Consider the following 11602-nt stretch of genomic DNA (forward strand, 5'->3'; position numbering starts at 1 on the left):
CTCAATATTTACGGATGCTGTTAAATGCATCATTTAATTTGTTTTGGCATTTTTTGCCTGCGCTTAGCTCAACCCCAGAGTTTAGATCTAGACCTTGAGCACCTTGGTATAAAGTGCCTTGGATATTACTTGCGTTTAGTCCACCTGCTAACATAAATGGCTGATTCGCATTGTTTAGAATTGACCAATCAAATGTTTTACCTGTGCCACCTTCATGGGTATCGCTGTAGGTGTCGTAAAGGTGGCGATCAACGCTATTAAGTTGATCAGGCAAGTTATCTTTGACCGCTTGGGCTTTCCAGATTTCACAATTGTTTGGTAACAGCGGGCGTAGTTCGTCAATGTAAGCTTGGGTTTCTTGTCCGTGTAACTGCACTGCTGCTAGCTTTAAGGTTTGTGCATGTTCAGCAACCTCACCAATGCTGGCATTTACAAACACACCGACAAACGCAAGAGGCGCGCTCTGAGTAATTTGTAACGCACAATCAAGGTCTATAAAGCGGGGAGATTTAGGCGCAAAAATAAGTCCGCCAAACACAGCTCCACTGTTATAGGCAGCGATAGCATCTTGGCTACGGGTTAAGCCACAGACTTTATTTTCACCTAAAATAACACTACGACAGGCGCGTTCTAAATCGCGTTCAGCCATTAATGAGCTACCAATTAAAAACCCGTTACACAATGGCGCAAGGCGTTTAACATCTTGGTGAGTGTAAATACCAGACTCAGAGATAACGACTTTGTCATTAGGGATCAGTTTACGTAATTTTTCAGTCGTCGCTAAATCAGTGCTTAAGTCACGTAAATCACGGTTATTAATACCAATAATTTGTGCATCAAGAGCAAGAGCTCGCTGTACTTCAGCTTCATTGCTCACCTCGGTTAATACTGCCATATTAAGGCTTTTGGCAACGCTTGCTAAAGCTTCATATTGGCTATCGTCAAGCACTGAAAGCATCAGTAAAATTGCATCGCCACCATAAATTCGAGCCATGTAAATCTGATATTCATCAATGAAGAAGTCTTTACAGATCAGTGGTTGCTCTACTTGACTGCGAACAAATTCTAAATAATCAAAACTGCCTTGAAAATATTTTTCATCGGTTAACACACTGATACAACTTGCATGATTTTTATAGACACTGGTGATTTCGGCTAAATCAAAGGGCTCACGAATAAGTCCCTTCGAGGGAGATGCTTTTTTACACTCTAATATAAACTGTGTGCCAGGGGCCGCTAACGCTTTATAAAAGTCACGGTTTGTTGGTATTGCTTGTGCTTTGAAGCTTTCAAGCGGGCGTTTGGCTTTTCGCTCAGTTAACTCTATTTTTTTATCGGCGACTATTTTGTCTAATACATTAGCCATTGGTTACCTCTGGGTTTATGACTTTATTACTTTGCTCAACAATGGCGTTTAATGTGTTTAAGGCTTGACCAGATTTTAAAACGTCGGCAACTTGCTGTGCGCCTGTTTTAAAATCATCTACTTTAGCAGTTAAATACAGCAGCGCTGCGACGTTAACTATAATCGCTGCATTGTGTGCTGGCATGCCTGTACCAGCTAAAATAGCTCGGCTGGCATTTGCGTTGTATTCTGGGCCTTCACCGGCTAGTAATTCAAGTGAATAGTTTGCAAGACCAAAATCTTCAGGAGTAAGTGTGTATTCTTTAAGCTCACCATTATCAAGCTCAACAACAGTGGTGGTGCCATGTAATGCAATTTCATCCGTGCCGGCACCATGAACGACCATCGCCCGCTGTGTGCCTAACGTTTTCAGTGTTTGTGCCATAGGCAGGCATAAACTTTCATCGTAAACACCAAGTAGTTGTACTTGTGGAGCTGCTGGGTTAGCCAGAGGCCCTAGAATATTAAAGATTGTACGTGTTTTTAATGTAGTACGAACGCCCATCGCATGGCGCACACCACTGTGATAATGAGGAGCGAATAAAAACGTAAAACCTGTTTGCTCAAGGCATGCAACGGCTTGTGCTGGGGTCATATCAATATTAATACCCAAGGCTTTAAGTAAATCGGCAGAGCCTGAATTACTCGATACACTGCGATTGCCATGTTTAACCATATTTATGCCGCAAGCTGCGGCTACAATTGCAGCAGTAGTACTAATATTGATGGTGTTTGAACCATCGCCACCAGTACCGCAACTATCTGCAAGCTGCGTTAATTGTGTTTCAAATTGCACTGCATTGGCACGCATAGAGGCAGCAGCGCCAGCTATCTCGTCGCTGACTTCGCCTTTAATTTTTAATGCGACGAGTAAAGCAGATAACTCAATCTCGCTCACTTCGCCTTGCATGATTGCATTGAACAACTGTTGGCTTTGGCTAAAGCTTAATGATGTTTGTGCGAGTAACACATCAATAAGAGCATGGGTGTTATGCGTTGTTGATTGCTGATTTACTGACATAAAATCCTCTACTGCTGTGCGTTAGCTAAAAACTGCATACTTTTTTGCAAAAGTGCTGCGCCATTAGGCGTTAAAATTGACTCAGGATGAAACTGATAGCCAAGGGCGTTATCTTGCTGGTGGTAAATAGCCATCGGGATAGCGCCGAAGTTTGCAATCACGGCTACACTATCAGGGACCATAGTGGCCATTAATGAATGATAACGTGCAACCGGCATGCGCTCGCCCATCCCATTGAAAACAGGGTGTTCACTGAGCTCTATGATTGATGACTTACCATGCACGGTTTCGCCTGCATGGCCAATAATACCACCGTAACTTTGTGTTAATGCTTGTTGCCCTAAGCATATTCCTAGCATTGGAAATTTCCCTTTGCACAATTCAATTAGTGCCATTAAACAACCTGCATCTGACGGTGTTCCAGGACCGGGTGATAACACTAAAATGACAGGTTTTGTCTCACTGCACATTTTATTAAAAATAAGCTGCGCATCTATGTTGTTACGATATACCACTAAATCGCTGCCCAACATAGAAAGTTCATCGACTAAGTTATAACTAAATGAATCAAAGTTATCTAAAAAATAAATTTTTACATCGGCAAGGCTGCTATTATTCAAGCTCATTTTATTGTCCTTGGTACGTCGATTGAATGGCTGTAATAACCGCTTGTGCTTTAGCGCGCGTTTCATTGGCCTCTGATTGTGGATCTGAATCATGCACTACGCCAGCACCAGCTTGAACGTATGCGGTGTTATTTTTAACAAATGCAGAGCGAATCACAATGCAGCTGTCCATCGTACCATCACCTGTTAAATAACCTACCGCGCCACCGTAACTACCGCGACGTTTTCCTTCAGTTTGGCGAACAAGCTCAGCTGCACTAACTTTAGGTGCACCAACAAGCGTCCCCATGTTCATGCAAGCTTGATAGGCGTGCAAAGCATCAAGTTCGGGCTTTAAAGTACCAACAACACGTGACACTAAGTGCATCACTTGCGAGTAGCGGTCAACTTTTAATAGTTCTTTCGCATGGCGAGTGCCCGGTACACTAATACGTGCTACGTCGTTACGTGCTAAATCGACCAACATTAAATGTTCTGCGCGTTCTTTTTGATCATTACGTAATTCAAGCTCAATACGGCTGTCTAAGTCTGGGTTGATTTGGCCGTTAGCAAACTTGCCACGTGCACGTGTGCCCGCAATAGGATAAACCTCAACCTGTTGACTGGTTGGGCAAAACTTCAATGCTGATTCAGGAGATGCACCAAATAGAGCAAATTCACTGTCGCGCATATAAAACATATAGGGGCTTGGGTTTTGCTGCTTAAGTTTGCTGTAAGCGTGAAGTGGGTTTGCACATGGCAATGAGAATGTCCGTGAGGGAACGACTTGAAAAATATCACCATCAACAATGTGCTTTTTCAAGCCTTGCACTTGCTCACAATATACCTCATCACTAATATCGACATTAACCGTGCTGGTGCCGCTTGTTTGCTCTGCACTGAAATCGCACGCTTGATCGCATACTTTGTTTAAACGTTCGAGCTTTTTGCCTATTTCAAAGCAGTTAGCATGAACATCAGGGCCATTAAATACATTACCGATTAACTCAGTTGTTTTTGCTTGATGATCAATAATAACGAGTGTTTCTGCAAGGTAGAATACATAATCAGGGCAGGTGTTTTCACCATCAGGTACGTCACTGAGCTGTTCAAAGTTAGCTACCATATCGTAGGCAAATACGCCGCCTAAAAATAAAGAAAACGGATTGTGCGTGGTGCTAGTTATATTATTGATACAACAGCGCAGGGCGCTAAATGCGTTATCAGCAACCAACTTACTGGCTTCATCAATATCAGCCGTAGTGCCTTGGTATTCAATGGTTAATGTGTTCTGATTTAATGTTGTGATGCAATTTTCTAACTTATCGTTTAAATAAGGGAGTAATTGCATACCATTGTTAGATTGTGCTGTGACCGTGACGGTTTTACCTGTGCAGGTAATTTTTAATGCGCAATCGACTAAAATTAAACTCTTTACACTGTCTTTTGAATCGATCTCTGCTGATTCTAATAGTAATGAATTATCAGTATCGAGTAACGCATACAATGCCAGTGGGCTGTGTATGTATTCTCGCATTTCGGTGATGCTAGTAACTTCACCTGGCATTGTTGTTATGTGACTAAAAATCAAACCTCATTCCCTCAAAATAATAAACCCCGCAAGCTATGCTGTGCGGGGTTTGAATAACGATATCTATATTTTAGATAGACCATTACCGTCCCGCTATACCAGGCGCCACCACCAACGATGTGTAAGAGTTGTTACGTTATTCATGTTTGTTACCCTAAAATTTAAATATAAAAAAACCCGCATTAAGCGGGTTTAGAATGTGTTAGACACGACAATTCGTCACCCGATAATTTACGAGTGCCACCACCAGATAGTGTTTTGGATTGAATTGATCATTGTTTTTATTCTTTATGTGTCTGTAAGTGGCTACAGTAAACCGTACCTGAGGCGTTAGTGTCAAGTGTTTATTTAAAACAATTTATTTAAAAAATTTGTTATACTTCATAACAATTAAACGATTATAACTTTAGTAGTCATCTCTTTTGATAAAATACGATTTACATAGCCACACCACACATTCTGACGGGCAATTAAGTGTTGAGCAATTATTGCTGCGCGCGGTTGAAAAAAATATCGATGTGTTTGCAATCACTGATCATGACACTGTGGCGGCTATTGAGCCTGCTCAAGCATTTATAAAAAGCCAACAATTACCACTGTCATTGATACCGGGTGTTGAAATATCAACAAAGTGGGAAAGCTTCGAGATCCATATTGTAGCGCTCAACGTAGACGTACAACAGAACGAACTTTGCGATTTACTATCACAGCAGCAGCAAAAACGTGCTGAACGGGCAAAAGAAATTGGCCGACGTCTTGAAAAAAATGGCTTTGATGGCATTTATGAACAGGCAAAAGCACTTGCAGAAGATGCCCAAATAACCCGTGCGCATTATGCCAGAGCATTAATAGAACGCGGTGTTGCTAAAACGATTCCGGGTGTGTTTAAAAAGTATTTAGGCCGCGCTAAAACGGGTTATGTACCAAGTACGTGGTGTGATATGCAAACGGCTATTAGTGCAATTCATGCTGCTGGTGGTGTCGCGGTTATCGCGCATCCTGGGCGCTATCAAATGTCTAATAAATGGCTACGCAAGTTATTGCTACAATTTAAAGAAGCTGGTGGCGATGCAATGGAAGTTGCACAGCCGCAGCAAGCGCCTAGTGAGCGCCAGTTTTTAGGTGAGTTAAGCCGAGAATACGGCTTGCTTTGTTCACAAGGGTCTGATTTTCATTTTCCTACTAGCTGGTTAGAACTAGGAAAAAACTTATATTTGCCAAAAGATTGCCAAGGCGTTTGGCAAACTTGGGAAGGCCAAGAAGGAGACGCACATGAGTGATTTTTTTCATATTCATCCAGATAATCCGCAGCCGCGATTAATAAAGCAAGCGGTTGATATTATTAAAAAAGGCGGCGTTGTTGTCTACCCAACAGATTCTGGCTATGCAATAGGCTGTAATTTGGGTAACAAACAAGCAAAAGAGCGTATTGAACGCATTCGTGGTATTGAAAAACACCATAATTTCACTTTGGTTTGCCGCGATTTATCCGAGTTATCGACTTATGCCAGAGTAGATAATCAGTTATTTAGGTTAATAAAAAATAATACACCAGGGCCTTATACCTTTATTTTTAAAGGTACTAAAGAAGTGCCTAAACGGTTATTAAACGATAAGAAAAAAACCATCGGGATCCGCGTAATTGAACATCCAATTACTTGTGCATTACTGGCCGAGTTAGGTGAGCCGTTAATGTCATGCTCACTGATTTTACCAGATGAACAATTCACAGAATCAGATCCTGATGAAATTCGTGACCGCATTGGCCCATTGGTTGATTTAATCATCCACGGCGGCTATTTAGCAGAGCAAGCAACCACGGTAATAGATTTATCAGAAGATGATGTTGAAGTGCTACGAGTTGGCTGTGGTGACACCGCACCGTTTGAATAGCGCATATTGTAGTGAACGGTGTGGATAACCCAAACCCTGTTGAGCCTCAAGAGCCAGTGCAGCAAAAGCTGCCGCTGGCTTTTTTGCATGGCAAAGCGGTTATTGATACCCCCGAAGATTTATATATTCCTCCTGATGCTCTTGAAGTTATTCTTGAAACATTTGAAGGGCCGCTGGATTTACTACTTTATTTAATAAAAAAGCATAAACTAGATATTCTTGAGTTGTCCATTTTTAGTATCACTGAACAATATGTTCGATACGTAGAAATGATGAGCGAATTTCAACTTGAACTGGCGGGAGAGTATTTAGTAATGGCGGCGCTTTTAGCGCAAATAAAATCGAGATTATTGTTACCAAAACACGAAGAGCTGGAAGAAGAGGAAGATCCTCGTGCTGAGCTGATACGCCGTTTGCAAGAATATGAACAATTTAAAAAAGCAGCTGAAAACCTAGATGAAATCCCTCGAGTTGGGCGAGAAATATTTACAGCTCACGCTTTAATGGCCGAGCAAGAAGAGCCAAGTCAATTATTACCGGATGTAGAATTAAAAGACCTACTTTTAGCGCTCAGTGATGTGATGGCCAGAGCTAAAACCTTTGAGCATCATCAAATAACCGCTGAAGCACTCTCAACCCGAGAGCGAATGAGCTTAATTTTGGCGAAACTCTCTAATGCGGGCACACAACTGCCATTTACTGAGTTATTCACCCTAGATGAAGGACGCAGCGGCGTAGTCGTTAGCTTTATCGCCATGTTAGAGCTCATTAAAGAAAGTTTGATCACTTGTCTACAAGTAGAGCCTGCCACGCAAATATATATAGGTTTAGTTGAAAATAATTAGTGTTGCGTAGTTCATATTCGATCAGTTAGTTTTGGCTGCTATATCAAATCAACGAGTTAATCTGCTTAATTGCTCAGACTCATCGCGACTGTGTGTTAGAAAATATCATTGCTTAATTGTTAAATATTCGGTTTAATAGGGACATAATGAATGCTGAGTAGCGCAGGGATAGCTTAGATACGATAGGCACGCCAGTAAAGTTGGCTTGATATCGCTTAGGTCATAAAAAACCTTTCCTTATAAGTAAAGTCCATAGCATAAACAACACCAACTCTAACACACCGAGCAGGTAGCGCCTCAGTCCAACAAGCGATTATGCAACATAAACTGCGTGTCGCATAAATACTAAAATGTTATGTGCTTCAGAAGTTGAGATTATGCATTTAAAGTTTTTGAGTATTACAATCCTTTTGATTATGTTGTCGGCGTGTGCTGAACGGCGAATTGATATCATTGATCGAAATGGAAAAATAGTTGGTGGTTGTATTGCTGGGTTTGATTGGCATCTTCATGGATTACAAGACTCAATTGATTACATGCTTTATCAATGCGCTAAAGAGTCGATAGCGGCGGGGTATTCTATAACCGATAACTCACTACTCGAAAAGGATTTTTCTCTACCCGATCCCCCAGCGGGTAAATCGTGGAACAGGAAATTAGCAATAGAGAGTTATAAAAAAGGGGACATTACAGAAAGGAAATTAGGGTATGTTCTTGCTGAGATTGAATACAGTTACCAAAAAATCATAATGGCAGCTGAAGATGACCTGTCTGAGGGTAAAATAGATATGGTCGAATTCAATCAGATAACCAGAAAAGCTAGATTTGAGTGGCTTGGTGAGTAAAGCACATAACAAACAACTGTTGTCGCTCACTGCGTTCGCTGGGACAGTAACATGGAGGCTTCTGTTGCTTCGCTCCAAGTTAAGCCTGCATGTTACTGCCCCAAAGTTGGGCGTTAAAATTTTAGGATAGTCCAATGGTAACTCCAATAATAATTCTTTTAATTCTCTTTTCCCCGTTAGTAATTGCTTTTCTTTATTCGAAATTTAAAAAAGTACCAATTAACATAAACAAATATGCTTGTTGGGGGCTAGGTCTAGCATTCATATTCTTTTTTATCGGTCACATAGTAAAAGCAAATGGAATGGCTGAAATGTTACCGCCTTGGGTGCCTTTTAAAATGCCATTAATATATATTACTGGTGCAATTGAGCTGTTAGTTGGTATCGCTCTTTTTGTATCAAGATTTCAACTTGTCGCTGCAAAACTTGGTATTATTATTTTAATAGTTTTCTTCCCTGCAAATATATATGCTGCATTAAATAGCGTTGGCCTTGGTGGGCATCAATGGGGGCCTATTTATTTATTAATACGCGCTCCCTTACAAATAATATTAATAGTATGGGCGTATTATTTGTGCATAAAAAATTATAACACATATAAGCCTTTACTCTGTCAATAGGCACTAGTATTCTTTTTGACCGTTTTTATACTGTGACGGTCAATCCTAAATCAATAAACAAATTCGTTTTCTTCGTCAGTCGATGTGGCTGTTAAGTAAGTCGCTTATGGCAAACATATAAACAACAAAACAGGACATGCACATTTTTAGAAAAATTATGTGTTTTCTTTTTAATTCTCTCCAATTGTAAGTACAATTGACCTGACTCGCCAACTCGCACTCTTTACAATAAATGCAAACTCGCACCTTTGATATGAGGTAGGCCAAGTTACACTTTCCACACATATACAAACTTGCCATTTTTACTGTGCATATACGCACATAACTTGTTTGTTATTCGCTATTTTCTTTTTATTCGGTACGGGATATTCTAGGTCCATCAAATCAAGGAGCCGTTCAGTATGTTTAAAAATACTCAGTCAAGTTATGGCTTGGTGGCAATTTTCCTTCATTGGCTAATGGCTGTGATGGTTATAGGGTTATTTGGCTTAGGACTGTATATGGTTGAATTAACTTATTACGATAGCTGGTATAAAGGGTCAATGGATTTACATAAAAGTGTGGGTATTACACTCGCAGCTTTGCTTATTTTTAGGTTTGCATGGCGGGCATTAGGTACACAACCTGATCCAGTTGCAGGCTCAAGCAAGCTAGTCAATAAAATAGCGCACAGCGCACACCAAGTGATCTATGTGTTATTGATTAGCATCGTGATTTCAGGGTATTTAATTTCAACTGCAGATGGTCGCTCAATTGACGTGTTTACGTTATTTAGCATTCCCGCCATTGAGTTCTCAGTTGAAAATCAGGCAGATATTGCAGGTAAAGTTCATTACTGGGCAGCATGTAGTTTAATTGGCCTTGTAATTTTGCATGCACTTGGGGCATTAAAACATCACTTTATCGATAAAGATAAAACCTTAATTAGAATGATCAAACCACTAAAGGATGATTAGAATGAAAAAGTTATTTGTTACTGCAGCGGTTGCTGCAACACTTTTTAGTGCCACAGCAGCACAAGCTGCGGATTACGTTATTGATACAAAAGGTGCTCACGCGTTTGTTAATTTTAAAATTAAGCACTTAGGGTACAGCTGGTTGCATGGTCGTTTTAATACATTTGACGGTGAATTTAGTTATGATGCTAAAAACCCAAATGCATCAACGATTATGGTCAATATTGATACAAAAAGCATCGATTCAAATCATGCCGAGCGTGACAAGCATTTACGTGGCGGTGACTTTTTAAATGTTGATAAATTTCCAAAGGCGAGCTTTAAAAGCACATCAATAAAATTTGATGATGATGGTGACGAAGCAGATGTAACCGGTGAATTTACACTGCACGGCGTGACAAAAACTATTACTTTTGAAATTGATAAAATTGGCGAAGGTAAAGATCCATGGGGTGGTTATCGCGTTGGTTTTGAAGGTGAGACGAGCCTGAAGCTGGCCGACTATGGTATTGACTATAACTTAGGCCCAGCATCGACTCATGTTGATATTGGCTTATATATTGAAGGTGTACGTAAATAGCCTTTAACCTAACTAGCTAAGTTGATATTGAGCGCCTCATTTTCGTGAGGCGTTTTTTTGTAAGCGCTGGGCCAAAATAGGCCTTAAATTATCGGGTAGCCAACGTAATAAGATTTCATTGTAAGCTTGCTGTTGTTTTACTGCGATAAGGGCTTCATTCAACACATTAATATGCTCATTACCTAGGGTAGTATCTGTACAACCAATGTATCCATCACTCAATTTTGCGGCTTCAATAAGTTGTAATTGGGTTAACTCATCATCGTACCCCATCGATTTTGCAATATAAAAATGCTCACTTGGGTAGCCTAATAAAATATCAATACGTTTCTTTTTTAACATATAAGTAAGACTTGCCAATGTGTCTCGCCCTGGTCTAATAATGATAGAGGCATCGGCACTATTATTAATTATTTTATCTATTTCAACGCCATAAGAGCGACTCATTGAAATACCAAGCGTGAGTTTCTGCTCGTTGAGTAGTTGACTAAAAGATATAGGGTCTGCAGCATCGATTTTTAGCTGGCTAAGAAGTTCTTTATGAATTGATAGCGATGGCGACAAACCCGTTGTGGAGCTTTCCTCACTGAAGCTAATATGTTGGCGGCGATGTTTACTTTGATATAAAGAGAGCATACAGAATGTTTTATTCGGGTTAGACACTTCTTGTAGAGCTCTACTTGACGGGAGTATGACCCTATTAAACGTATAATGAGGTAGTTGTGTTTCTAGTAACGAGATCACACTTTCGTCACGACCTGTACCTGCATATTGCCCATTTAATATATAGTATGGTGCAAAGTCGACTATGACCCAGTTAATTGTTTTGCTTTGCACGTTTAGAGAAACACAACCACATACAATAGAAAAAATGAAAACACGTAACATTGAATAATCTACCGACTTTATGATTCATTAATAGAGTGTAGCAGGGGAATTATTTAAGTAAAAAGTAAAACGCCAGCAAAAGCTGGCGAATATGGTATTGAATGTGTTTATCAAATTAGATTAATTAGCTTTTAGCCATTTAACAAATTGACGAGCATCACTCGCTTTAGTGAATAAGGCGTTTTTTAAACCTTGTGTATCAGAAAAAATGACACGTTGTTTATTCACTGAAATTGATTGCACCGGATGGGCAATTTGGATCATAGATCCGTTATAACTATAAGACATAATAAAACTCACTTTTTTCTTGTTATCTAGGTGCTGCTAATTTTTATTAGCCTCAAAAGCACATA

At 40.1% G+C, this 11602-nt stretch carries 13 protein-coding genes; 7 read left to right on the plus strand and 6 right to left on the minus strand.

Going from position 1 to position 11602, the window contains the following annotated elements; translation table 11 throughout:
* Position 1: 1 nt before the first annotated feature.
* From trpCF to B5G52_RS06330, 4 genes are read right to left on the minus strand one after another with little or no spacing between them, the layout of a single operon-like run.
* Positions 2 to 1366, minus strand: coding sequence for a bifunctional indole-3-glycerol-phosphate synthase TrpC/phosphoribosylanthranilate isomerase TrpF (gene trpCF / locus B5G52_RS06315; protein WP_087531820.1), 1365 nt, complete (start codon positions 1364 to 1366; stop codon positions 2 to 4).
* Complete coding sequence (trpD, locus tag B5G52_RS06320; protein ID WP_087531821.1) at positions 1359 to 2426, minus strand: anthranilate phosphoribosyltransferase; 1068 nt, start codon at positions 2424 to 2426, stop codon at positions 1359 to 1361. The genes trpCF and trpD overlap by 8 nt, the downstream gene beginning before the upstream one ends.
* An 8-nt stretch (positions 2427 to 2434) precedes the next feature.
* Positions 2435 to 3052: an aminodeoxychorismate/anthranilate synthase component II gene (locus tag B5G52_RS06325; protein ID WP_087531822.1), complete on the minus strand. Its 618-nt coding sequence runs from the start codon at positions 3050 to 3052 to the stop codon at positions 2435 to 2437.
* Between the two features lies 1 nt (position 3053).
* Positions 3054 to 4622 carry an anthranilate synthase component 1 gene (locus tag B5G52_RS06330; protein WP_087531823.1) on the minus strand — a complete coding sequence of 523 codons (1569 nt, stop codon included), beginning with the start codon at positions 4620 to 4622 and terminating at the stop codon, positions 3054 to 3056.
* A gap of 422 nt (positions 4623 to 5044) precedes the next feature.
* On the opposite strand from B5G52_RS06330, the gene B5G52_RS06335 reads away from it, so the two are divergent.
* The 7 genes from B5G52_RS06335 to B5G52_RS06365 all read left to right on the plus strand — a co-directional run bounded on the left by B5G52_RS06335 (position 5045) and on the right by B5G52_RS06365 (position 10361).
* Positions 5045 to 5902: a PHP domain-containing protein gene (locus B5G52_RS06335; protein ID WP_087531824.1), complete on the plus strand. Its 858-nt coding sequence runs from the start codon at positions 5045 to 5047 to the stop codon at positions 5900 to 5902.
* Positions 5895 to 6515: an L-threonylcarbamoyladenylate synthase gene (locus B5G52_RS06340; protein WP_087531825.1), complete on the plus strand. Its 621-nt coding sequence runs from the start codon at positions 5895 to 5897 to the stop codon at positions 6513 to 6515. The genes B5G52_RS06335 and B5G52_RS06340 overlap by 8 nt, the downstream gene beginning before the upstream one ends.
* Before the next feature lie 20 nt (positions 6516 to 6535).
* Positions 6536 to 7360, plus strand: a complete 825-nt coding sequence (locus B5G52_RS06345) for a ScpA family protein (protein WP_087531948.1) — start codon at positions 6536 to 6538, stop codon at positions 7358 to 7360.
* Between the two features lie 377 nt (positions 7361 to 7737).
* The gene (locus B5G52_RS06350; RefSeq protein WP_087531826.1) at positions 7738 to 8205 is read left to right on the plus strand and encodes a hypothetical protein; all 468 of its coding nucleotides are present in this window, start codon (positions 7738 to 7740) and stop codon (positions 8203 to 8205) included.
* Between the two features lie 134 nt (positions 8206 to 8339).
* Positions 8340 to 8825, plus strand: coding sequence for a hypothetical protein (locus B5G52_RS06355; RefSeq protein WP_087531827.1), 486 nt, complete (start codon positions 8340 to 8342; stop codon positions 8823 to 8825).
* A 401-nt stretch (positions 8826 to 9226) separates the two neighbouring features.
* Positions 9227 to 9781: a cytochrome b gene (locus B5G52_RS06360; RefSeq protein ID WP_087531828.1), complete on the plus strand. Its 555-nt coding sequence runs from the start codon at positions 9227 to 9229 to the stop codon at positions 9779 to 9781.
* A 1-nt stretch (position 9782) separates the two neighbouring features.
* Positions 9783 to 10361 (plus strand): YceI family protein, encoded by a 579-nt coding sequence (locus tag B5G52_RS06365; protein WP_087531829.1) that lies wholly within the window; start codon positions 9783 to 9785, stop codon positions 10359 to 10361.
* Positions 10362 to 10397: 36 nt separating this feature from the next.
* On the opposite strand, the gene B5G52_RS06370 is transcribed toward B5G52_RS06365, so the two are convergent.
* Positions 10398 to 11249 carry a TIGR02285 family protein gene (locus B5G52_RS06370; protein WP_087531830.1) on the minus strand — a complete coding sequence of 284 codons (852 nt, stop codon included), beginning with the start codon at positions 11247 to 11249 and terminating at the stop codon, positions 10398 to 10400.
* 120 nt (positions 11250 to 11369) lie between these two features.
* The gene (locus B5G52_RS22025) at positions 11370 to 11537 is read right to left on the minus strand and encodes a hypothetical protein (RefSeq protein ID WP_167850818.1); all 168 of its coding nucleotides are present in this window, start codon (positions 11535 to 11537) and stop codon (positions 11370 to 11372) included.
* Positions 11538 to 11602: the final 65 nt, after the last annotated feature.

Origin of the sequence: Pseudoalteromonas sp. A601 (assembly GCF_002165575.1) — a bacterium.
GTDB lineage: Bacteria > Pseudomonadota > Gammaproteobacteria > Enterobacterales > Alteromonadaceae > Pseudoalteromonas.

Bases quoted from the DNA above. Each gene is read 5' to 3' on its own strand.
- trpCF (WP_087531820.1), bottom strand. From the start codon at position 1,366: ATGGCTAATGTATTAGACAAAATAGTCGCCGATAAAAAAATAGAGTTA.
- trpD (WP_087531821.1), bottom strand. From the start codon at position 2,426: ATGTCAGTAAATCAGCAATCAACAACGCATAACACCCATGCTCTTATT.
- B5G52_RS06325 (WP_087531822.1), bottom strand. From the start codon at position 3,052: ATGAGCTTGAATAATAGCAGCCTTGCCGATGTAAAAATTTATTTTTTA.
- B5G52_RS06340 (WP_087531825.1), top strand. From the start codon at position 5,895: ATGAGTGATTTTTTTCATATTCATCCAGATAATCCGCAGCCGCGATTA.
- B5G52_RS06350 (WP_087531826.1), top strand. From the start codon at position 7,738: ATGCATTTAAAGTTTTTGAGTATTACAATCCTTTTGATTATGTTGTCG.
- B5G52_RS06355 (WP_087531827.1), top strand. From the start codon at position 8,340: ATGGTAACTCCAATAATAATTCTTTTAATTCTCTTTTCCCCGTTAGTA.
- B5G52_RS06360 (WP_087531828.1), top strand. From the start codon at position 9,227: ATGTTTAAAAATACTCAGTCAAGTTATGGCTTGGTGGCAATTTTCCTT.
- B5G52_RS06365 (WP_087531829.1), top strand. From the start codon at position 9,783: ATGAAAAAGTTATTTGTTACTGCAGCGGTTGCTGCAACACTTTTTAGT.
- B5G52_RS06370 (WP_087531830.1), bottom strand. From the start codon at position 11,249: ATGTTACGTGTTTTCATTTTTTCTATTGTATGTGGTTGTGTTTCTCTA.
- B5G52_RS22025 (WP_167850818.1), bottom strand. From the start codon at position 11,537: ATGTCTTATAGTTATAACGGATCTATGATCCAAATTGCCCATCCGGTG.